Origin of the sequence: Treponema putidum, assembly GCF_000755145.1 — a bacterium.
Lineage (GTDB): Bacteria > Spirochaetota > Spirochaetia > Treponematales > Treponemataceae > Treponema_B > Treponema_B putidum.
This window is the reverse complement of record NZ_CP009228.1, coordinates 501,171-524,693: the sequence shown is the minus strand read 5'-3', so window position 1 is coordinate 524,693 and position 23,523 is coordinate 501,171. Positions and strand designations below refer to the sequence as shown.

Sequence of the window (23,523 nt, the reverse complement as noted above, 5' to 3'; positions counted from 1 at the left end):
ACTTTTTAGTATTTATAACAATTTAAAATTTTTTAAAAATTTTTTTGATCAAAACACATAAATCTTCATCACGATGATTATATCTAAATTCACATTCTTTTAGATGAAGTAAAAAAGATCCTGATGAAAAGCCGTTAAATTTTGCCAAACGTTTTTTTGCAAAAGTTAAAAAATTTTCAATTCCCGCGGTGTGCTCATTTTTGATTTCACTTTCATTATAAAAAACCCTGTATTGATCGCAATCCTTTAGCAACGAAGTGTTAAAAGGTTCAATTTTGTTTTGATGGGAAACAAGCTTCTCCAAATCGCCCTTTATTATTGAAAAGAGGCTTTCATGGGAATCATCATGCACCAAGCTGACAAATATTTTTTTACCGTTTTTTAAAAGCCCCAATACCGGACGCTCGGCAATAAAATCGTGTATCTTTTTTCTTCGAATTTTAGCTTTTTTAAAATAGGAAATATGACGAGTATTGGCCGAAATTTCTTTTGCCTGCTCAAAAAGGCTGTATTTAAGTATTTTTTCCCGAATGATTCCAAAATATCTGTTTACGGTGTTCCGATTGATTCCGGTAATTTTTGCAGTAGCCGCTGCTGTAATATCTTCACTGAAACATAAAAAAATTCTATTAAGTTTAGTTGTTGTAAGTCTAGTATACATATATAATTATAAAACTGTACCCCTTCATATTCTAGTCTAAGTCGTATATTTATAATATATATCAGATCTAGTAAAAAGTCAATAAAATTTTTTATAAAAACACAAAAAAACCTCCTGATCCTTAAAGGACTCAGGAGGTTTTTTTCTATGCGCTCTTATGTTCTGCCGTAAGGCTCTCCTATCAAAAGCTCGCAAACCTTCTTGGTTTTTTCGTCCGCATCTTCTTTTTTGCCCCCTTCTTTTAACCTGTTTAATTCATCAAGAATTATTTTATGATTTTCAGGGCTTACGTTGAATTTAAGGCCGAAGAAGATTCCAAAAAGAATCATAAAAAGGGGCATTACTATAAAGGAAATCTTTACACCCTTCAAAGTACTCTCCTTTTGCTGCGGTTTTTGAACCTGCCCGATACCGGAATATTTAAAATCAATCTTATCCAAAATCTCCTTCAAATTATAAAGGTCTTCCTTTGTATAAAAATCTTTGGGGGAAATTTTTTTATAAACCTCTCCTGATTTCAGATAAGAAGACTCCAGTAAGAATTTTTCATCGGCCTTTTCAAAGTCTTTTTTATCAAAAGAAGAAAGTAAATTTTCAAAAACATCTTGAGGAATTTCGTCAAAGTTATCTTTTCCTTCAAAGTATGAAAAAAGAGGATGCGCTTTTTCATTCTTTTTTGCTTTTTTATAAAGTGAGCTAATAATCTCGTCAGTGTCTCGGCTCATGTATTTTAAATGAAAATTTCCGTCTTCCCGCAAAGAATAATACTTATTTATATTTTCAAAGTTTTCATTATTTTTTACAGCCAAGTTTTGAGCTTCTGTAAACTGCTTTTGGGTCAGTACGGAAGGTACCGGATTTTTATAACCTATACCGCTTAAAACAAAACCGAGAGTGGTCATTATCACTAAGCCTAAAAAAAGCTTTCGGGTAAGAGTCATAGCCGCAGAATAGGTTCCGGCACGATTTTCTCCGCTCATAAGTTTGTCTATGTCGGCCAAAAAAGGAAGAAGCTGATGAGGGATTAAATTATTTGCCGAAATTCCGACACCCATAAGTACCATGTTTAATATCAAAAATACAGGATTTGTTTGAGGTGTATGGAAAGACATAAGAACTATGGAAACGGCAAAGATGATTAGGGCGGCAATATATACGGGCTTATGTCCTTTTTTGTTTATTATTTTGTTATGAATAGGCAGGGCAGCCATCATGGTCAGTAAAAGGGCTCCTTGAGCTATTACAAAAACACTTCCGCGGTTTAAATAATCTACAATGTAGAACAAAACAAGGGACATAACTATATCTAAAGCTCCGTAAGAACAGACATACATAGCAATATGAACCCTGCATGATCTGCTTTTAAAAAGGGATAAAAAGTTTTTTATAAATTTGGCGTTCGATTTTTTTTGGCTCTTTTCTTCCGGTAATTCCCATGTTTCAAAATAAAGAGGTATCCATGGAAGGGCAAAGATAAGGGCAAAGACTATGCTCATTACAAAGTAACCCATCATGCTGCCGTGAAAAGCATCTATTATGGGCTGTGCCAAAAGCCCGCCCAAAAGGGTGGCTATAAAAGAAAACATAAGGCGTGAACTGTTGAGCTTATTTCTTTCGGAAAAGTCCCTAGTTATTTCGGCTGAGAGGGCTGCATAGGGAATATAGGACACAGTCGAAACTGTAAAAAATATAATATAGGCTATCGTGTAAAAGATGAATTTTCCGGCCTGACTTTCTATTCCGGTAGGAAACCAAATTATGATAAAGGAAAGAGCAATTGGAACAATTGATACCAAGAACCAAACTCTTCTTTTGCCGAATCGGTTTTGGGGAGTGTTATCTGCAATGTAGCCCATCATAGGATCCGAAATAGCATCCCAAAATTTTCCGATAGCAGGTATGAGCCCTGCCAAAACAGGATGAAGTCCTATTACGTTTACCAGATAGTACATTGCAAATGTGGTAACGATAAAAAAACAGCCTCCGCCGTATAAATCGGCAGCCCCATAGGCGAGGTAAGTCCGCCAAGTCATTTTTCTTTGCTTATTTAACATAAAAATTATTATACAATAGGTTTTAAGGGAATGCAAGACATAAAAGTATTGACAGACATAAAAAAGGCCGCCCTTTTATAAAGGGCGGCCTTATATGAAAGAGTTTCTAGCTGTCTATATTTCAGCTTCAACTTTAGTATCGCTGGAAGCTGCCTCGCTATAATTTTCATTTATTTCATCGTCATATACTTCCGATTCTTCTCTGATATCCTCATCATCTTCGGGTTTCCTTGAATGGCTGACTGTCAAATTTTTGCCTCGGTAGTAGCTGTTATTTAGTTTTTCGATAATAATTTCAGCTTCATCCTGCATAACTTGAACAAAACAGTAATTATCCAGAATTCTTATATCCCCGATATGTTCACGCGAAATACCGGCTCCCTGAATTAACAAGGTTATGATATCTTTTGGAAAAATGCCTCTTTTACGCCCTACACCGATAAAAAGGCTTGTAGATTCATCTTCTGCCAATATAACTTTGGGCCTTGCCGGTCTTGCAACGTTTTGTTTAAAAGGACTTTTTCCTATACCGTTTCGGCTGTCTCTTCTATAAATGCGATTACCTCCGATTCCCGTTTGTTTAATAAAATAGGCGGCAACATAAGACCGCATGGTCAACGGGACTGCTTTTTTAAAGATGCGGCGATATAAGTTTAATTCTTCAGGATTTTCCTGTGTTTTGATCGCTTCGATAACATCTTTTAAGGAAGAAATTAATTGTTCTTCATCTTCAATTTTAATTTTGTTTGACACGATATATCTCCTAAAAGGCTATATTGCCATATAATCGCTTTTTAAGCAAGCCCTTTTTCATGAGTTTTTTATAAAATCGGCATATTACATACGGCGGTTTATTTTTCTAACTTATAATTGTATTTGCTTACGCCATCGGCATCAAATATTTTTTTAAATCCGTTTTTGACTAAAATTTCAGCTGCGGTTCTGCTTCTTCTGCCGCTGCGGCATATTACAATTACATTTTTTTCTTTCCAGCCGGAAATCTCTGAAATTCGGTTTTCGATTTCTTGTACGCTTATATTTATTGAACGGGGCACATGACCTTCTTTATATTCATAGTCTTCACGGACATCAATTATAAGATAGTTTTCCCGTTCCGTTTCATCGTTTAAAATGGCTTCCAGACTGGAACCGTCCATTCGGGTAATGTTTTCTGTAGATTTTGCGCTGCATGAGAGCGAAAAAATCCCCATAAACAAAAGGATTAAAAATATACTTGTTTTTTTCACCATAATTCTCCTTGATTTGTATAAATCTACATAAATTCTTATAATATGTCAATGTTTATTATTTTGTATGTATTTTGTATCATCAAAATACGCCTATATAAAAATTCGCCTGCTTTTCTAAAATTCAAAAAAGGTATATACTCAATAAGTAAAAAAACCGTAAATTACGGTAAATATTAAAGAGGTGTATTATGGATTTATCTTATAAGCAGAAATCGGCTTGGGAGGATTTGACGAAAGCAGAACTCTCAGAATTGGGTAAACTTTCGGATAGTTATTTGGATTTTTTAAACAATGGAAAAACCGAAAGAGAGTGTACTATAGAGATTATAAAGCAGGCTAAGAAGCACGGCTTTAAATCTCTTGAAGAAGTTATAAAAAGCGGTTCCGCAAAAAAAGGAACAAAGGTTTATTTGAACAATAAAGAAAAATCCGTTGTTTTAATGGTTTTAGGCGATGATATCACTCAGGGTATGAATATAATCGGCGCTCACATAGACAGCCCCCGTCTCGACTTAAAACAGATGCCTCTATTTGAAGAGTCAAATATGGCTTTTTTAAAGACTCACTATTACGGCGGTGTAAAAAAGTATCAGTGGACTACAATTCCTCTGGCTATTCATGGCGTTATCTTCACAAAAGAAGGTAAAAAAGTTGATATTTGCATAGGTGAAGACGAAAAAGACCCGGTTCTTTTTATAAATGATCTTTTAATTCACCTATCAAAAAAACAGCTTCAGGAGACTATGGCTGAAGGAATAACCGGAGAGCAGCTTAATATTCTTGTCGGAAATCAAAAGCCTGTTTCAAAAGAAAAAAAAGATAAGGCTGATAAAAAAGAAGAGGTAAAGGATCCTGTAAAGGAAAATATCTTAAAGATTCTCAATGAAAAGTACGGCATAGTGGAAGAAGATTTCAGGGTTGCAGAGCTGGAAGTTGTGCCGGCCGGAAAGGCTCGAAATGTGGGCTTTGACAGTTCTCTTATTGCCGGGCACGGACATGATGACAGGGTTTGTGCTTATACAACCTTAAAAGCTATTTTGGAAGTCGAATCCCCAAAAAGGACTGCTGCAGCTCTTTTTGCCGATAAAGAAGAAATCGGTTCTGTAGGAAATACGGGTATGCAGGCCTTCTATTTTGAAAATATGGTTGCAGAAATAGCCGCCTTAAATAAAAACTATAGGGATATAGATGTAAGAAGGGCTTTTGCCAATTCATATATGCTTTCGGCCGATGTTTCTGCGGGCTTTGATCCGGCTTTCCCATCGGTTTTTGAAAAGATGAATTCTGCCTATATCGGCAGCGGTATCTGTATCAATAAGTATACGGGCTCCGGCGGCAAGGGCGGCTCAAACGATGCCAATGCGGAATTTTTGCAGAAGATAAGAAAAATATTTGATGACAACAAGGTTGTATGGCAGACTGCCGAACTCGGTAAAATAGATGCGGGAGGAGGCGGAACGATTGCCTATATTATTGCAAAATACGGTGCCGAAGTTGTAGACTGCGGCGTTCCCGTGCTTTCAATGCATGCTCCCTTTGAAATTTTAAGCAAGGCTGACCTTTATATGGCCTATAGAGCTTACAGTGCTTTTTATAAATAGTTTGTAACCAAGTGTAAGCATATTTGTTGAGTAATTATACTTAAACCCCGTAATCCTCCTTCGTACGGGGTTTAAGATTGCCCGCGTCAGCGGGCTCTTTTTTTTTGCTTTATGGAAATCTCAAAAAATTTTAGCTTTTCGAGTTTCTTTTTGCCGTTTAAATCTGAAAATACTTAAAGTGCGGTGCTGTTGCAGCGCTCTGCCGCAGCTCACTGTCTAAACAAATAAGTGTAAATTTTTTCTGTAGCGGCGTATAGTCGCAGCGTATGAGTTGTTTTTTTTGTCAAAAAGGGTTAGAATAGAATTTATGGAATGGAAAAATTTAGATAAGTGTACATCTTTTACACAATTACAAAAAGTTCATAAAGAACAGTCTGAAAATTTAAACCTCGCAGATATTTTCAATACTGAAAATTCGGTTGAAAGGGTAAAAAACTATTCGGTTAAAATGGGCGGAAATCTTAAATACAATTATGCGGCAAAACCCGTAAACGCTGAGATTCTTAACGTGCTGCAGTCCCTCGCCGATGAGCAAAGGCTAATCGAAAAGTATGAGCTCTTACTCAATGGTGATTTTATAAATACGGGTGAAAACCGAATGGTTCTCCATCAGCTGACACGCGGGCAATTAAAAGATGATGTCGTCTATAAGGGCGTAAATATGAGGGGCTTTTACCTCAACGAGCTAAAAAAAATAAAAGGCTTTTGCGAAGCTGTTCATTCCGGTAAGATTAAAACCTCTCAAGGAAAAATCTTTACTGATGTGGTTCAGATCGGTATAGGCGGTTCGGACTTAGGCCCCAGAGCTATGTACATAGCCTTAAAAAATTGGGCGAAGACAAAGATGAGGGCTCATTTTATTTCTAACGTTGACCCCGACGATGCGGCCGAAGTTTTAAGCTCCGTAAATCTTGCAAGCACCCTTTTTATCCTCGTTTCAAAAAGCGGCACAACTCAAGAAACTCTGGCAAACGAAAGATTTGTAAAATCCGTTCTCGAAAAAAACGGCCTTGACTGCAAAAAACAGATGCTTGCCGTTACAAGCGAAACAAGCCCCCTCGCAAATAACCCCGACTATCTTACTTCCTTTTATATGGATGACTTTATAGGCGGAAGATATTCTTCAACTTCGGTTTGCGGAGCGGCAGTACTCGCCCTTGCCTTCGGCATGGAAATGGTAGATGCCTTTTTAAAAGGAGCTGCAGAAGGAGATCGGCTTTCTTTAAACAAAAACATAAAAGAAAATGCAAGCCTTTTGGATGCTCTACTCGGTGTCTATGAAAGAAACATTTTAGGCTGCTCGGCAACGGCCATTCTTCCATACAGTCAGGCTCTTTCCCGCTTTCCCGCCCACCTCCAGCAGCTGGATATGGAATCGAACGGAAAAACGGTAAACCGCTTCGGCGAAAAAGTTTCCTATAAAACGGGTCCCGTAATTTTCGGGGAGCCAGGCACAAACGGACAGCATTCTTTTTATCAGCTCCTTCATCAGGGAAGCGATATAATCCCCTTGCAGTTTATCGGTTTTAAAAAAAGCCAAATCGGCCTTGATATTGAAAGCGAGGGCTCAACCAATATGCAAAAGCTGAATGCAAATTTGGCAGCCCAAATTATGGCCTTTGCAGCAGGAAAAACCGATACAAACAAAAACAAGGACTTTGCAGGAAACCGCCCCGCAAGTTTAATCTATGGAGAAGAATTAACTCCCGAAAATCTGGGGGCTCTCCTTGCTCATTATGAAAACAAGGTGATGTTCCAAGGTTTTATATGGAACTTAAACAGCTTTGACCAAGAAGGCGTTCAGCTCGGAAAAACCCTTGCAAAGAAGGTGCTTTCAAATGATATGCCGCCCGCCCTCAAAGCCTTTTCGGAATTTCTTTTATGAAAATTATAAATGCGGAATTTATAAAGGGAGCCGTTAAGGCGGAACAGTTTCCTGAAATCGGTGTTTCGGAATTTGCTTTTTTCGGGCGCTCCAATGCAGGAAAGTCGAGCCTTATAAACATGCTTGTCAACCGAAAAAACTTGGTTAAGACAGGTTCCCGCCCCGGAATGACTCGGGAAGTAAATTTTTTTTTGGTAAACCGTCCGGCCTCCATAAATCTTGACCCTAAAACTAAAAAAATTTCAGGGACGGCCCCAAAAGATATGTTCGTACTCACAGACCTCCCGGGCTACGGCTATGCAAAACTTTCAGGCGGCATGACCTTGCAAATCGACAAAATGCTCTACGAATATTGTATAAACCGTCCTCTCTTAAAGGCCATCTTTTTTTTAATGGACATGAGGAGGGAACCTACCGAAACCGAAAAAGAAAGTATCGGCTTTTTTCACGGCTTAAATATTGAGGTTGTAATAGTCGGAACCAAGGCTGATAAGATAGGCAAGAATGATCAAATAAAAGCAAAAAACGAATGGTCATCCTTCTTTAACTTTGACGAAGAACACATCATAATAAGCTCTGCTGCAAAAAAAACGGGACGGGATAATATTTTATCGTTAATAGCAAAAAGGATTTAACTTATGAAAATTACACATTACAGAGAAAAAGATTTTAAAACTTCAAACTGGAGCGGAGGCACCACAACGGAGCTTTTTATTTATCCGCGTGAAGCCGATTATAAAAAAAGAGATTTTTTGTTCCGATTAAGCTCAGCTACCGTCGATTTGGATAGATCCGACTTTACCCCTCTTCCGGGGTTTTTCAGGTTTATTTCTCCCTTAAACGGAGACCTAAAAATAAGCCATGACGAAAAAAACTTTACCAAACTTAAGCCCTATGAAGTCTACGCCTTTGATGGAGGAGCAAAAACTGCCAGCATAGGAAGGGTAAGGGATTTTAACCTCATGGTAAAAAACGGTGTAGAAACGGAAGTAAAAAACTTTGCCTTAAATGAAAATTCGGTTTTAAAGTTTTCGGTTTTAACCGGAGAGATCGGCTGGATTTTTTTGTACAATACCAAGGCCATGCTTATTGCAGAAACGCTCAACGAAAAAAAAGAATTCAATATTGAAAAAATGGACTTAATCGTTTTTGAACCGGAAGGTACTGAAGAGCAAGAAGTTTTTGTATCTGCCGATAAAAATTTAAGCCTTTTTTATGGAAAGGTACCCATAGCTTTTTAAACGGTAAGAAAGGCTAAAAATCACAAACTTGGAATTATAATGAAAAAAAATCTTTACGAAGTAGTGTATGAGGATGAACACCTTATCATTGTAAATAAGAGTGCCGGCCTCCTCGTAGGTGCCGACCGCTGGGACAGCGAAGCTCCACGTCTTGATAAAATACTTGAAGAAAGTTTTTTAAAAAAAGAAAAAGAATCAAAAATTTATCCGGTCCACAGGCTCGATAAGGAAACTTCAGGTCTCATCATCTATGCCCTAAATGCGGAAGCCCATAAAATTTTAAACGATGATTTTCAAAACCGCAAAATAGAAAAAATCTATCATGCAGTATCGGCCGGCATTCCCCAAGAAGAAAATTTTAAGACTGATGCAAAACTTAGAATAGACGGGGATAAGCTGCACCGCACTGTAATAGACGAAAAAAAAGGAAAAGATGCTTTAACCGAATTTACCCTCCTTAAAAAATTAGGCCGCTTTTGCCTTTTGGAAGCCCGCCCCATAACGGGCAGAACCCATCAGATAAGGGCTCACCTAAAACACCTTGGGCTTCCCATCCTTTGCGATAATCTTTACGGAAACGGAGAGCCCGTCTACATATCGGCCTTAAAAAAGAATTGGAGGGGAGACAAATATGAAGAGCGGCCTATAATCTCGCGCCTCGCCCTCCATGCCCATTCCTTAAAATTTTTTCATCCCATAAGCAAAGAAAAAATTGAAATAAGTGCAAGCTGCCCCAAGGATATGGCGGGTCTTATAAACCAGCTTTCAAAATTGTAGAATATTTAACTTTAGCTTTACTTGAGTTTTGCCTAGTTTAATTTTGTATAAATTTGTGATATAATGATAAAATGGAATATCAAGTAACAGCAACACGGAGAAGGCCTCAGCGTTTTGAGGACTTGCTGGGTCAGGAATTTGTAGCCGCAACATTGCAAAAATCAATTGAGGCCGGAAAAATAGCACATGCCTATCTTTTTTCGGGGCCGAGAGGCTGCGGTAAAACAAGTTCGGCAAGGATACTTGCAAAGGTGCTCAACTGCTCCGAAGGGCCGAAGCCCACGCCTTGCGGTCATTGTACAGCCTGCGAAGAAATTACGGCCGGTTCGTGTTTGGACGTAATCGAAATTGACGGTGCTTCAAATACGAGTGTAAATGATGTAAGGCAGATAAAAGATGAGATTTTATTTCCTCCGAATTCAAACAGGTATAAAATTTATATAATTGACGAAGTTCACATGTTGTCGACAAGTGCATTCAACGCTCTTTTAAAAACAATCGAAGAGCCGCCTCCCTACGTTGTGTTTATTTTTGCCACTACCGAAATTCATAAGGTTCCTGCGACAATTAAAAGCCGATGCCAGCAGTTTAATTTTAAGCTCGTATCGATAGAAATACTAAAGCAAGCCTTATCAGATGCAGCCGCAGAGCTGGGGATAAGGGCTGATGATGAAGCCCTTTATTGGATAGCTAGGGAAGCAACCGGAAGCGTAAGAGATGCTTACACCCTTTTCGATCAGGTGGCAGCCTTTTCGGACGGGCATATAACCTTTGAAAAAATACACGAAAAGCTCGGGCTTACAGGTGTCGACTCAATCAACAAACTTGTGTCGGCCTGCGTTGCAAAGAAGGGGCAGGAAGCTCTTTCTATCTTGGACGGAATTTTGCAGGGAGGAATATCAGCCGAGCAGGTAGTTTCAGACTGCGCAGATTATTTTAGAAGCCTTTTACTTGTAAAGCACGGGATTACAAAGGAAGCTCTCATAGGTCAAAGGGCAGACCGCTTTCCTCAGGATATTTTACAGGGATGGGAAACCGTGCAAATTGAGAGAGCCTTAAGTATAATGCTCCAGCTTTTTAAGGATCTGCGGTTTTCTATTGATCAGCGTTATGAATTGGAGCTTGCCGTTTCGCGCCTTTCTTGGCTTAGCGATTATGTATCGCCTGCCGATTTAAAAACAGCTTTTGATGCGGCACAAAACCTTATGGCTAACCGCCGTATAAATGATGAACCGGAAAGGCCCGTTTCGCTCCGCGAAGAAAATCGGTCTAAAGAGACCATGTCTAAAGAGACCATGTCGAAAGAGACTATGCCGAAGGAGGCTATTCAGTCTTTTAATAATGCGGGCAGTTTGACCGAACAATTTAAAGCCGTTTTAAAACGGGACAATAAATTGGACGAGGCTTCAAAAAAAATAATAGATGAGAAGCAGCCGGTTTCGGATAATGTGCCTCTAAAAAAAAAAGATGAGGAACAAGAAACCGTACTTCAGGCTGCCCGCAGTGTAGAGAATAGTTTTAATTCTGTCGAAGATTTAAAAGAACCTTTAATTGAAGCTCTTTTAGAAAAGAGCGGGATATTGTCTTCAGCAGTTGGTCAAAGTAAGGACTGGGTTTTAAAAGATGACAGCCTAACCTTGTTTACCCGCAGTGCCTTTGATTTTTCTTTAATTCAAAAGCAAAAAGATAGTATAGTAGAATCTATTTTTGATATTACAGGAAAGAGGTTCAAGTTAATTATAAAAGAGTATATTCCGCCTCAACCGGAAAATAAAGTTGAAGAGCCGGTTAAGGAACCGGAAAAAATCCGAACCATAACTGATGTTTTTATGGGGAAAGTCGTTGAATGTAAAAATTTGGTATCCGAAACTGAAGAAGGAGAAGAAAATGAAGTTCAAAATGAGCAACAGCCTGCTGCAATGCAGGAATAAAATTATTGAAAATTTTAGAAATAAAGAAAAACGGCCTATAAAATTTTTTTTAGCCATATGCTTTTTATCGGCAGGTTTATCGGTTTTTTCTGAAGAAATAAAACGGGGTATTTTAGACCTAAGAAATACCGATTTTAGCTCTTCAGAGGTTTTAACATTAAGCGGAGAGATGGGCTTTTACAATAATAAGTTTATTTTTTCAAAAGAAGATGTCGAAAAAGCCGGAGTATTTATTCAATTCCCTATGGAATGGGGCAAGGCAGTTCTTTCAGACGGAACAAAGCTTTCAAATTTGGGAAGCGGAACCTATACTATGAAGATTTTGTTACCTCAAAAGGCTCCTAAGCTTACCTTAAAAATTACATCTCCCGTTTCGGCGTGGGTATTGTTCGTTGACGGAGAGGAAATTATGAGGGCCGGTAGCCCTGCTTCTTCAAAAGAACATTCAAAAACAGGTATAAAGGATATTATCTATGATATTCCGCAGGACCGTCCTGAAATTTATATTGCACTTCAAGTTTCAAACTTTGCCCATGCACGAGGAGGAATTTATCATCCTATAGACATAGGTAAAAAAGAAGCTATAGAAAATTCTATTTTAGCCAAACGCTTTGTAGACATATTTGTTTTCGGTTTCGGTATTGCAATAATCCTTTATCACTTGGCTCTTTTTATTTTTCATCCTAAAAATAAAAGTCTTTTGTATTTTATGCTTTTTACATTTACGGTTATTGTGCGGACTTCCGTAATGGGGTATGTATTTAAATATATTTTTCCTTCAGCCTCGTGGGAGTTGATTACAAAGCTGGATTATCTGACATTTGCATCCGTAGGATTTTTTATATTTACATATTTTAGAGTCCTATATAAAGAAGACATAAATAAATTAATCTATAAAATAATTTCGATAGAAACTATTGCTTATGTTTTATTTATTTTAGTAACTCCGGCTTACATATACGGCAAATTTATTCTTGTGAATCAAATAGTCTTACTTGGTGAAGTCTTGTATGCCATATACTTTGTGATCCGTATCTTAATAAATAAAAGAACGGGAAGTATTCCTATCGTTGCAGGTATTGTGTTTTTGGCTGCATCGGCGGTAAACGATGTTTTATACAGTATGATGATTTCAAATTTTGGAAATTTATTACCGTTCGGATTTTCCGGCTTTTTGTTTGCTCAAGCCTTTTGTCTTGCTTGGAGAAATTACCTTGAAAATAAAAGAGCTGAAGAAGTCAGATCTATGCTTCTTGATTCGGATAAACAAAAAGGTTTGTTATTTGATGAGATAGAAAATACCAGCACCGAACTAAAGCGGCATGAAAATACTTTAGCCGAAAATATGGACATAGCTGAAGATACGATGAAAAAACTTTCCGAATATGCCGAGTCGGTAAGACAGGAAATTACTGTGCAGGATGGAGAATTAAGAGGAACCCAAACCGCTACGGAAAGTCTTAATTTATTTTTGGACAATATTTCGCACGGAATCGAAAATCAATCCAGAGCTGCAGAAAACACGGTTTTACAAATAAAAGAACTAAATAAAGTAATGAATGACTTATCCGATAAATTTAATACAATAAATGAAGATTTTGCTTTGCTTTCAGATGCAAGTAAAACAGGCAAGGATAATTTAGCACAAGTTACTGCAATTATAGGGAACATTTACCAAAGCTCGGAAGTCCTTCTCGAAGCTAACCAGCTTATCACTGCCTTGGCGGAACAAACTAACCTTTTAGCAATGAATGCAGCTATAGAAGCGGCTCATGCAGGGGATGCCGGTAAAGGCTTTGCGGTCGTAGCGGATGAAATACGAAAACTTGCAGAAGGTTCCGCATCGGAGGCAGGCTCTACGGGCAAAATATTAAGCCAAATAAATAATGCCATTCGGCAGTCGGCAGAGGCCTCCGGTGTACTTCAAAAAAGTTTTGATGATATAAATCAAAAAGTTTTTGACTTTCAAAATATTTTAGCTAATATTTCCGGTTTTATTTCAGATGTACATGCTCAAACGGAAAAAATGAATTCAATTATGAACACTCTTTTAGAAGAGTTTACCAATGTGCAAAAGGAAAAGGATAATATCAGTCAAACACGCTCGGATATTTCAAACAGTTTTAAAAATCTTTTAAATGCAACTGAGCAAGTTAATTCTGAAATTTCAGAAATGCTAAACGGTATTAAGACCCTAGATCAGGCTATAATCAAAACCAGAGAAGTTGAGTCTCAAACCGGCTCTTCAATATCCAAGTTAAATATTTTAATTACAGAAAATAAGTCAAAATAAACAAAAGCCCCAAGAAAATACTTGGGGCTTTATTTTACGGCGTGTCATCCTTTAAAGGTTTTTATCCATTGTAAATGAAAGTTTTGAATACTTAAAAGATTCCAACATCAAATCGGAAAGATATTCTTTTGTTCTTTTTAATACATGTTCTGCCGTTTTGCGGTTTTCTTCAGTTAAAAATTCGCTTAAAGATTTTGCAGGTATTTTAGCTGCTGCGTCAGTAATTTCTTTTACTCTGGCTCTTCCGTAACTTTGCATTTCGGTAAGATAGGCATTGTTATCATGCTTAAATGCGGAGTAATGAGCTTCAACAAAATGGCCGATTAGCTTAAATAACCAGTAAGCATTATCGGTAGAAACCATACGGGTCATTCTTTTATAGGCCGTCGGAGTATCCAAAACATTTGTAAAAAACGGAATATACGGAACAAATGCTGTTGTTCCGAAGGCCAGCCACTGTATTCCTTCAAGACCTTTTGGAGATTTAGGTCTTAATTGTAAAATATGGGATTCGGCTGTACGTGAAAGCGAAATACCTCTAAAGCGTGTTTTATTAAACTCACTATTGCCTATGCCGATAGGATCAAATTCCGTTTCATTATAGTGAGAGCTTAGTATGTATTCGACATCTTCAACCGAGATAAGGCGGTTTGCTTTTTGAATAAAAGGAATATCGTTGGATACCGGAGATTGTTCTATTTCGGGATTGAGATATTTTTGAGCAAACCAAGCTCTGGGAGTGTTGTAGACTCTGTCTTTTTCGCTCGATGTCCCGAAAATGTGTCTAAAGTTAAAACCGTCCCTGTCAGGATTAAGGCTATGTTCATTTACAAATTCTTTGATGCCATTTGACCATAGATAATAATCGGGCTTTTTAAAATCGATTTTTTCGATTGAAACCTGATTTGGAGCTACGGCATAGCAGTCATCGGGAATTCTTACGGCAACCCAATGATGGCCGCAGGGAATTTCCATGTACCAAACCTCATCAAGGTCTGCAAACAAAATACCGTTTCCCTCGGCAGAACCGTATTTTTCGATGAGTTTTCCCAAATAGCTTACGCCTTCCCTTGCAGAGTTTATAAATGGGAGAACGATGTCGTTGATTGCATCTTCTGCAATTCCGTTTTTTACCAGCGGGTCATAAGCAAGCACCCTAGCGTTTCCGTAGACACTTTCGGTAGAGCTCAAGGCTACGTTTTTTTCGTTGATTCCCGCTTCGCCGTAGACGCCTTGGTTTTCCTTATCGTTCGGATAGGCTTGCGGAACGGAGGTGTAGCGGAGTGCCTTTGCAGGGAGAGGAATCTCCACGCCTGTGTTTTTAGATTTATAAATGCGTTTAGCTTCATTTACCGCATTTTCTAAAACAAATATTTTTGGGCTTATCGCCAAGTGAAAATCCTCATTTCTTGCAATAAGAATTGAGCCGTCAATGCTGGCTTTTTTTCCTACCAGCACTGTTGTACAGTCAGTGTGTGCTGAAAAAGATTTTACATTACTCATATTTTTTCCTCATATTCTAAGTTTATCTTTTTTATAAATAAGACTATACCCTAAAAAAGATATTTTTGCAAGATTTTATTAAAAAGTATTGACATTTTTTTTTATTTTTGATAGAATAGCCGAACCTTATGGGGGCGTAGCGAAGCTGGTTTATCGCGCTGGCCTGTCACGCCGGAGATCGCGGGTTCGAGCCCCGTCGCTCCCGAAAAAGCTCACCGCCTTAGTGGTGAGCTTTTTTATTTTGTATCTCCTTTTATTTACGGGCAGTAGCGCAGGGGTAGCGCGCTTGGTTCGGGACCAAGAAGTCGGGGGTTCAAATCCCCCCTGCCCGATATTACCGATATTAATCGATTCTTAATCAATTGTCTTACTAAAAAAACGGGGCTATCAAGCTTGCAAACATATTTACCAAATTAAGGTCTTCAGTACTGAATTCCCTTTTTCTGATTTCAACTACAAGATAAATAACGGCTTTTATTTCTCCTTTTAAAATAACCGGAACAAGAATAGTCGAATTCCAGTTAGGAATTCCTGTGATCTCACTTTTTCCTGAAATATTTTCCCAGTCGATTTTGCACAGTTCTTTTTTTTCGGATATAACTTCAGCTATGAAATTCTTATTTATGGGGAATTTAGGCTTTGAAACAGGCTTATATTTAAAGATAGTTTTGGACGTCATTTTCTTAACAGGATAGACAAAAATTCCTGAGTCGGCACACACAGCATCAATTATCTTTTCAAGGCAGATCTCAAGTTTTTTTGTTTTTGGTATAGAACGCCGGATAAGTGAAGCGGTATCGATAAAACTTAGAATGTTTTTTGTATCATTTAGAGAGTTTCCGGTTAATATCCCTGCAAGTCTGTCTACCTTTTTTTTACCGGGCACAAGGCTTTCTTTCCATACGGCAGTTTGATTTCTGCCTCGATTTTTTGCTTCATATAATGCTTGATCTACTTTTGATAATAGGTCTTTTTTTGTTCTGCCGTGTTTTGGAAAAACGGCCACACCTATACTGACAGTTATCCTAACAGCCGGATCATCAAAATTCAATGCTTCTACCTGTTTTCTTATTTTTTCTGCAATTATCAAAGCTTGTTCTTCTTCGGTATCTGGCAGCAGAACAAGAAATTCCTCTCCACCCACACGCCCTAATATTTGTCCTTTTTTTAATATGCTTAATACGGTTTTAGCTATAGCTTTTAAGACCGTATCGCCTGTTTGATGGCCGAAAGTGTCGTTTATTTTTTTAAATTTATCCAGATCGTACATTAGAATAGCAAGGCCGGTATTCTTTATTTTGGAAACCGCTAAAAGATTGTTCAATGCATTTTCAGTGTATTTTCTGGTTATTGCCGATGTTAGTTTATCTGTAGCAGCTTCTTGTTGGACCTTATAACTTTCTATTAAAAATGCAAATATGTTTTCGATGCTAAGACAAAAACTGACTCCAAAATTACCAAAATTATTTATTTCTTTGTTTGATATAAAAACCAAATAACCCGTTAAGGTACTTTCTGTTTGCTTATGACTGTGGTAATTTATTGGAATAACAAGGTGCGATAAAATTTCGCCGTCTGTTTTGATATTTTCCGGTTTGTATGTAGATGACTCTATTAACTGTGCAATTTTTTCTATAGTTTTATTTTGACCGAAATTAAATAAAGATTTTATTTTACCTTCATTTGCAGTTATAAGTACATCAGCCGAATTTGCAAGGAGGTTTAAAGCTGTAAAACTTAAAAGAATTTTTATGTTTTGTAAAAAATCGTCTGTAAATTTTTCTATTATATTGTCAATCGATTTATTTTTAAATATGGTGGTTTGTTTTGTTTGTGTTATAATGTTTAAAATAAATGCCGGATTATTTTTTAGTTTTTCAATGCTATTTTTCAATAAAAGTTTTTTTGTCCGTTCATATGATAATGCATCAATAAATTTTATATAATCAGGCTTCATATCTTTGTTAATGTAATCATATATTATTAATGAAGGCAGTCCGTAGTGGTGAGTATTAAAATAGTTTTTTCTGAATTTTGGAGGTATTTTTTTTAGGAAAATATCTATTAGTTTTTGCGCCTCAACAAAATTAATCATTGCCATGTTAATATTATTTTTTTTAAGATAGATCAATCCCAGTTTTATGTTTATATCTATATTTATATCCAGCATATATTTGTTTTCAATTAAAGACTGTGCTTCTAGGAGCTTTTTTTCGGAATTTTCAGGATCCAGATATGCTTGTAAAAACAATAGGGGCGCTTTTATTAGAGGATAATCGCTGCTGCATTTTATTTCAAGTACCATTTTGACTATATTTTTAAAATCAATGTCACACCGGAAGACAATAATTTTTCTTAAACAATAAATAAGCTCATAAAACAAAAGATATATATTATCTAAAAAAAACGGATTCGAAATTATTTTTCTAAGATTATCTTCCAACTCTTCCGTTGAATTCACTTTACCTTGCGCAATTTTATTCAGATTGATACATAATGATAAAAAAGCGTCTTCAATATCTTTAAATTTATTTTTTAAATCTATATTTTTATCTTGAACATCATTTGCTGCTTCAAAATTTCCAATTACATAGTAAAAAACAAATCTTGTTTGTTTAAAAACATCTATATGAGAAGGAGCTTTTGATATATTCTTATTCTTTAGCATTTTTTCTATTTGCATTTCAAGTTCAGCCGTTTTATCGTACATACACATAGACAGCAAAATGCTATGTAGAAAAATCTGAGCAAAAAATATTTTATCGTTATAAGAATTTTGTATTATTTTTTTTATTGCTTTATCACAAAAAATATATGCATTATCATAATCAAAAAAAATGCAAATAGGTAATACCCAGATTAAGTAAAGCCGTTATTTCCGAAATTTCATTACCTGATATATTATTATTTTCTAAAATTTTTGTATAATATGCTATTGCCGCATCAAAGTTTCTATACATATCTTCTTGGATAATAGCTAAATTATTAAAAATTATATCTTGAATATTGGTATCACCTATTTTCTTTGCTTTTTTAAGAGTTTTTAAATAGGTTTTTTCAGCATCTTTATATTGTCTCGAATAAAAAAGATTATTTGCCATATCCAACAGCACTTTTGTTTTTATTAACTTAAATTTTTTAAAATTGCCGCATTTTAATATAGTTTTTTTTGCTTGTTCGATGGCTCCTGTATAGTTTTGTTTATATTGCAAGAATGCTATCCTGACCTTATCAAAAGATAATTCTATATAAGTATCATTTGCTTCAGCTGCGGATTTTTCGGCTAAAACTAACGATTTAGCAATTTTTTCGGGACTTGAGTTGAATTGAATTTCTTTAGTTGCTTTTATTATGTAGATTTTAGCTGCATATATTTTATTTACATTTGATTTTGCTATTATGTTTTCGGCTTGCTCCAGTTTTTTTGTACATCCTATTAAATCATCACTTTCAAGATATGATTCGGCAAGGGTAAGTAGTATATCAAGTTTTTTATCATTATCATCATTTGCAACAAGTAAATATATCTTTTCAAATATATCTATATAGGCTATGTGAGTACATTGCTTTTTTATTTTATTCTTATATTTTATACAATAATTTACCGCTTCTTCAAATAATTCTGCTTTTTCTGCATGCCAGATAAATTCATAAATATCAAAAACTTTTATTTTTTTCATTTTTTGTATGATTTTTTTATGGATTTCCATTCGGTATGAATAATCAAGTTCATCATATAAAGTTTTTTGTAAAATTTTATTTACAATTACATATTCATCTACATACTGTTTTGCGATTTTTTTTATGATATTTTGATCTAAGAACTTAGGTATATATTTTTTTACTGTTGAAGCTGTTACATTTAAAATTTCAGGCAAAGTTTGTATTTTAAAACTGGATTTGAAGATACATAAGTCTTTTAAAAAATTTAATTCGGTTTTATCCAGCTCTTTTATTTGCTTTCCTACGGCTAGCTGTATGTTTGCAGATATAGGTATAGGGATGGATGGATTAGATAAATTGGCAGAAAGTTTACATAATTCAGTTAGATTATCTTTTTTTAATTCTCCGGATATGGTAAGTTCTTTTAAAGTTTCATTAATAAACAAAGGATTGCCTGAAGTGTTTAAATATATTTTTTTTAATAATACTTCAGGAATATTTTTTACATTTATTGTGTTTCGTATCAATATTTCTGTTTCTTCCTCAGATAAATTCTGAAGATTTATTTTTTTTATAGGCGACTGATTTGATAGTATTTTAATAAGTTTTTTTGCATTAGAATTATTGTTAACTAAACTTTCGTTTACCGATTGTATCAGCATTATATTTTTTTTATCTGAATTTTCTATTGTTATGTATAATATTGATTTTGTTATAAATTCATTTATCAAGTGTATATCGTCAATAATAAAAACTATTGACTTAGACGATGTGTTTTCTATTATTAGTTTTGTTATCAAGTTTATAAGTTTATATTTAAGAGCTCTTATCCTTGTTATGTCTTCTTTAGCTTCCGTTTCAGATTTTAAAGTGTCAAAAATTGTATTTAATTCTTTTTCATAATTTTTTTGAATTGATGAGTTTTTTAAAAATAAGTTTTTCATAAGACAAGAAATAAATTTAATATCATTCATATCACCAAGGCTCGGAATATAATAAACATCAATTTTTTCAAGCAGCAGTAAAAAATATAACTCGTATAAGAAAAATGTCTTTCCAACGCCGAATGCACCTGTTATAAATATATTTTTGTTTTCAGTTTTGGAAGTTTTTTTTGTTTAAATAATATGGAAAATATTTCTTTTTTTCTTTTTCCCTATTGGCAGGAAATTGACAATTTTTTTCAATACTTATTGGAGTGGAAATATTATAATCGGCATTGATATTGTCATTAATATCCGATATTATTTCATAAAGGGGGTATGCTTCTTTTTTAGCTTTTCGTGCATTAATTTCATCATATATCTTAAAAAAACATGAATAAATATGTTTTTCATTTTCGTTATCTAATTGATGAATTTTTGTCTGCTGCAATTCTCTAAAATATTTTTCATCATTTTTTATTATATTTCTTTTTAAAAGCAAAGACAAAATGATTGTTTTTAACATATCATAATTATAAGTAAATGTATGAATCTCGGAATTTTTTAAAAAACTTATTTGGCGTGAATATAGATTTTTTTCGGTAACAATATCTTTTATTCTTATAAAAATTCGGCCTTTATCCCTTATCACATATATATTATTTAAATCAAAGTTATCATACACTATTCCGTATGTTATTAAATAGTTTAACTCCTTTAATATTGCGGCAAATACTTCAATCATTTCTTCCGGTTTAGCATCAAGTAAGAAGTCAAATGCAGCTTCCTTTTTTTCTATATATTCAATTGTATATAAGTATATATCTTCATTTACTGTTTTATCATCTATACTTTCTAATCGTGTAAAATCATAATTTTTTATATGAAGTGTTTCCGTTAATTGATTTATCAGAGTAAATTTTTCTCTGATAAATTTCATAAAATCTTCATCCAGATTTGAAGCATATATTAACCTTAGTTCAAGCAGTTCTCCCTTATCGGAAATTAAATCTTTAACAATAAAACGGACATTATCTTTTAATTCCATAGGGAGCTCTTCAATAATTCTATACCTGTTATTTAATATTTTCATCTAGTCCCCTCCTTATATATTCGCAGATATTATATCCGTTAAAAATTTAAAAAAATTAAATTTACTTAAATTAAATTTAGAATATTTTTCGGGAGCTGCCAAATAAATTGCACCTATTATTTTTTCGTTTTTTATCATAGGAGAGATCATCACGGAATTCCATTCAGGCATATTGGTTATGCTGTTTCTGTTTGCAATTGAGTCCCAATCCACTTGAAAAATACCCAAACCGTCTTCGGCAACCGTATGAACCAGTTCTTCATTAATCGGATAGGTTTCAAATCCTATTTTAGCATTAATCTTAAAAACAGGTGTATTATTTCTTACAGTTCTAAGAATAATAGCTCCGCTATCAGCTTCAAAGAATTCAACTATTTTTGTCAGTAACATTTTTGATAGCTCATTTTTCGGTACAGTCGGCTTTAATATATCATACAGTTCTATTGTGGCGGTTATGTGTTCACTAAAAGAAGATTCATCCACTATAACAATACCTGTATGGCTTATTTTATCTCTTTTAGTGTTGATTATAGAGGAATTCCAGATTGTACTTTTGTTCCTGCCTGTATTTTTGGAGCGATATAAGGCTTGATCCGCATTTGTAAGAAGTTCCTGAATCGTTTTTCCATGTTCAGGAAATGTGGCAATCCCAAGGCTTATTGTTATGGCCTTGTCAAACTCGGTAAAAATCAATTTTTCTATTTTCTTTCTAAAATATTCTGCTGTTTTAAATGCTTTTTGTGAGTCGGCATCGGGCAATATCACAGTGAATTCTTCACCGCCGTATCTTCCCAATATCTGGCCATGATTTAAGGAATCTAAAATTGTCTGTGTTACTTTTTTAAGGACTATATCTCCTACAAGATGTCCATAGGTGTCATTTATATTTTTAAATTTATCTAAGTCATATAGAATAAGAGAAAATTTTGAATTGGAGTTATATAACTTTTTGATAATATTTTTAAAAAAAATTTCAAAGTGTTTTCTTGTATAAGCACCGGTTAGGACATCATAATCGGATGCTTGTTGAAAACTTTTTCTTTCTACAAGCATTGTTAAAATATTAGAATGTTTTTTACAAAAAATCCTTCCCTCATGTGAAAAATTATTTATGACTTTTTCGGATATAAAGATCATAAAACCTAAAGCCTTATAATCATTAGCACCGAAATTTCTTTTATGAACGGGAATTATCATGCACGGTTTATGTAGAATTTTTTCTATTCTAGTTATATCCTGATACCCGAATTTTGTTATAATATCAAATATCTTCTGAAAATCACCGCCTTCATTTTTATTATTTAAAACAAAATGAGGTTCATCCGGATTACTTATATCTAAAAACTCATAAGATGAGGCAATTACATTTAAAGCTAAAAATCTCATAGCGCAAGCTATATTTTGTTCATAATCGTCAGTAAAATTATTAATAATTTCAACTGATGTAGTATGTTCATAGCCTTCATTTTTGAGATAGTCCTCTATCAATTTTTCTTTAAATTTTTTATCTTTTTTTATTATATTTATATGTTTTAGCTTTAATATTTCCTCCAATTCGCGGCTTTCTATATTTCTGTTATATTTTTTTTCTTTTGTTATAGGCTTCCCTTTTATAAAATCGGAAACTATATCGAATGGTCTGCTTAATTCCCAATTATTAAATAGTTTAATTCTATATTTTTCGGGTGTATTTTTTATTATGATTCCTATTTTATTCTGAATTTCCAAATAATTCACGATAGCCAGGCTTTGAATTCCGGCTGCATAATAATAATCAGCTAACGCCATATTGATAAATAAAGTTATGTTTATAAGATTTTTAGGTTTTATAAGATGCAGGTTTTCTTGTAAGACCTTTTCGAATTCAGCCTGGTTAAAATAGGTTTTTAAATAATTCATAGCTGAAATTTGAAAATCATATAATCCCGGTATATCAAATTTGATTATCTGTATTATTAGGGGTGTAAAATCAAGATCAGGACGTTTTATAATCATTGTAATAACGATATCAAATAAATTTTTAGTCAATTTTCTTTTACTTAATTCTATATTTTTTTGGGGATCTATATATGAATTAAAAATTTTTATCAAATTAGTAATATCGTTTTTGTCTCTTTTAATAATTCTTAAGGCTTCAACCATAAAATATACCATAAATATTTTTCTGTATGGTTGGTATTTTTTTATTTTTATGCTTTTTTTTAAATATGCGATTGCTTTATTGTTGTATCCGAATTCCTGATACATTCTTGCAATTAAGGCATAAAATATAAAGTTATCCTCATATACATATTTTATTTTATTTTCATGAAGTGCTTTTATATATATTTTTTTATATTTACAAAATTCTTTATATCTATATAAGTTTTGCGTAATTTCCATAAGTGTTATTATGCATGCAAATTTGAATATTTCCATATCATAAGTAAATATCTTATCTTCTGCATCTTTTGCGTATTCATAAGCTTCATAATTATTTTGAATTTGAGCCAGCATTCTAGCATAATTAATCATTGAAATAACTTCAATCGATAAAAAGCCGTATTTTTTTGCTAAACTTATAACATTTTTTATGTATGCTATGCTTTTTTCTATGTCAGGGTATGTTTCCCAATATATTAATGAAATATTGTGCATTGCAATAATTT

13 protein-coding genes, 2 tRNA genes and 1 pseudogene are annotated in these 23,523 nt (G+C 34.5%); 9 read left to right on the top strand and 7 right to left on the bottom strand.

Features of this window, described 5'->3' with window-relative positions:
- Positions 1–22: 22 nt before the first annotated feature.
- The 4 genes from JO40_RS02335 to JO40_RS02320 form a co-directional block, all read right to left on the bottom strand.
- Positions 23–661, bottom strand: a complete 639-nt coding sequence (locus tag JO40_RS02335; protein WP_044977723.1) for a transposase — start codon at positions 659–661, stop codon at positions 23–25.
- Positions 662–816: 155 nt separating this feature from the next.
- Positions 817–2,715 carry an MFS transporter gene (locus JO40_RS02330; protein ID WP_084224556.1) on the bottom strand — a complete coding sequence of 633 codons (1,899 nt, stop codon included), beginning with the start codon at positions 2,713–2,715 and terminating at the stop codon, positions 817–819.
- Positions 2,716–2,829: 114 nt separating this feature from the next.
- Entirely contained in the window at positions 2,830–3,468 is a 639-nt protein-coding gene (locus tag JO40_RS02325; RefSeq protein ID WP_044977722.1) for a DbpA RNA binding domain-containing protein, read from the bottom strand.
- Positions 3,469–3,566: 98 nt separating this feature from the next.
- Positions 3,567–3,962 carry a rhodanese-like domain-containing protein gene (locus JO40_RS02320; RefSeq protein ID WP_044977721.1) on the bottom strand — a complete coding sequence of 132 codons (396 nt, stop codon included), beginning with the start codon at positions 3,960–3,962 and terminating at the stop codon, positions 3,567–3,569.
- A 191-nt stretch (positions 3,963–4,153) separates the two neighbouring features.
- Between JO40_RS02320 and JO40_RS02315 the strand changes: the two genes are divergently transcribed.
- From JO40_RS02315 to JO40_RS02285, 7 genes are all read left to right on the top strand, one after another.
- Positions 4,154–5,566 (top strand): aminopeptidase, encoded by a 1,413-nt coding sequence (locus JO40_RS02315; protein WP_044977720.1) that lies wholly within the window; start codon positions 4,154–4,156, stop codon positions 5,564–5,566.
- A 307-nt stretch (positions 5,567–5,873) separates the two neighbouring features.
- The gene (locus JO40_RS02310; RefSeq protein ID WP_044979678.1) at positions 5,874–7,451 is read left to right on the top strand and encodes a glucose-6-phosphate isomerase; all 1,578 of its coding nucleotides are present in this window, start codon (positions 5,874–5,876) and stop codon (positions 7,449–7,451) included.
- The gene (gene yihA, locus JO40_RS02305) at positions 7,448–8,086 is read left to right on the top strand and encodes a ribosome biogenesis GTP-binding protein YihA/YsxC (RefSeq protein ID WP_044977719.1); all 639 of its coding nucleotides are present in this window, start codon (positions 7,448–7,450) and stop codon (positions 8,084–8,086) included. Before JO40_RS02310 ends, yihA begins: the two co-directional genes overlap by 4 nt.
- Before the next feature lie 3 nt (positions 8,087–8,089).
- Complete coding sequence (locus JO40_RS02300) at positions 8,090–8,692, top strand: HutD family protein (RefSeq protein ID WP_044977718.1); 603 nt, start codon at positions 8,090–8,092, stop codon at positions 8,690–8,692.
- A 39-nt stretch (positions 8,693–8,731) separates the two neighbouring features.
- Positions 8,732–9,469, top strand: a complete 738-nt coding sequence (locus JO40_RS02295) for an RluA family pseudouridine synthase (RefSeq protein WP_044977717.1) — start codon at positions 8,732–8,734, stop codon at positions 9,467–9,469.
- Positions 9,470–9,540: 71 nt separating this feature from the next.
- A complete protein-coding gene (gene dnaX, locus JO40_RS02290) occupies positions 9,541–11,400 on the top strand; it encodes a DNA polymerase III subunit gamma/tau (RefSeq protein WP_044977716.1) in 1,860 nt (619 codons plus the stop codon).
- Entirely contained in the window at positions 11,357–13,693 is a 2,337-nt protein-coding gene (locus tag JO40_RS02285; protein ID WP_044977715.1) for a methyl-accepting chemotaxis protein, read from the top strand. The genes dnaX and JO40_RS02285 overlap by 44 nt, the downstream gene beginning before the upstream one ends.
- Positions 13,694–13,744: 51 nt before the next feature.
- On the opposite strand, the gene JO40_RS02280 is transcribed toward JO40_RS02285, so the two are convergent.
- Positions 13,745–15,196, bottom strand: a complete 1,452-nt coding sequence (locus tag JO40_RS02280; RefSeq protein WP_044977714.1) for a C69 family dipeptidase — start codon at positions 15,194–15,196, stop codon at positions 13,745–13,747.
- 130 nt (positions 15,197–15,326) lie between these two features.
- Between JO40_RS02280 and JO40_RS02275 the strand changes: the two genes are divergently transcribed.
- A tRNA-Asp gene (locus JO40_RS02275) sits at positions 15,327–15,401 on the top strand.
- A gap of 55 nt (positions 15,402–15,456) precedes the next feature.
- A tRNA-Pro gene (locus JO40_RS02270) sits at positions 15,457–15,528 on the top strand.
- Positions 15,529–15,566: 38 nt separating this feature from the next.
- On the opposite strand, the pseudogene JO40_RS15290 reads toward JO40_RS02270, so the two are convergent.
- A pseudogene (locus JO40_RS15290) lies at positions 15,567–20,875 on the bottom strand (tetratricopeptide repeat-containing diguanylate cyclase).
- Between the two features lie 12 nt (positions 20,876–20,887).
- Positions 20,888–23,512 (bottom strand): GGDEF domain-containing protein, encoded by a 2,625-nt coding sequence (locus JO40_RS14355; RefSeq protein ID WP_245608962.1) that lies wholly within the window; start codon positions 23,510–23,512, stop codon positions 20,888–20,890.
- Between the last annotated feature and the right edge of the window lie 11 nt (positions 23,513–23,523).

What these genes read in the sequence shown, in the direction of transcription:
- JO40_RS02335 (WP_044977723.1), bottom strand. Translation starts at nt 661, where the DNA reads ATGTATACTAGACTTACAACAACTAAACTTAATAGAATTTTTTTATGT.
- JO40_RS02330 (WP_084224556.1), bottom strand. Translation starts at nt 2,715, where the DNA reads ATGTTAAATAAGCAAAGAAAAATGACTTGGCGGACTTACCTCGCCTAT.
- JO40_RS02315 (WP_044977720.1), top strand. Translation starts at nt 4,154, where the DNA reads ATGGATTTATCTTATAAGCAGAAATCGGCTTGGGAGGATTTGACGAAA.
- JO40_RS02310 (WP_044979678.1), top strand. Translation starts at nt 5,874, where the DNA reads ATGGAATGGAAAAATTTAGATAAGTGTACATCTTTTACACAATTACAA.
- yihA (WP_044977719.1), top strand. Translation starts at nt 7,448, where the DNA reads ATGAAAATTATAAATGCGGAATTTATAAAGGGAGCCGTTAAGGCGGAA.
- JO40_RS02300 (WP_044977718.1), top strand. Translation starts at nt 8,090, where the DNA reads ATGAAAATTACACATTACAGAGAAAAAGATTTTAAAACTTCAAACTGG.
- JO40_RS02295 (WP_044977717.1), top strand. Translation starts at nt 8,732, where the DNA reads ATGAAAAAAAATCTTTACGAAGTAGTGTATGAGGATGAACACCTTATC.
- dnaX (WP_044977716.1), top strand. Translation starts at nt 9,541, where the DNA reads ATGGAATATCAAGTAACAGCAACACGGAGAAGGCCTCAGCGTTTTGAG.
- JO40_RS02285 (WP_044977715.1), top strand. Translation starts at nt 11,357, where the DNA reads ATGAAGTTCAAAATGAGCAACAGCCTGCTGCAATGCAGGAATAAAATT.
- JO40_RS02280 (WP_044977714.1), bottom strand. Translation starts at nt 15,196, where the DNA reads ATGAGTAATGTAAAATCTTTTTCAGCACACACTGACTGTACAACAGTG.
- JO40_RS14355 (WP_245608962.1), bottom strand. Translation starts at nt 23,512, where the DNA reads ATGCACAATATTTCATTAATATATTGGGAAACATACCCTGACATAGAA.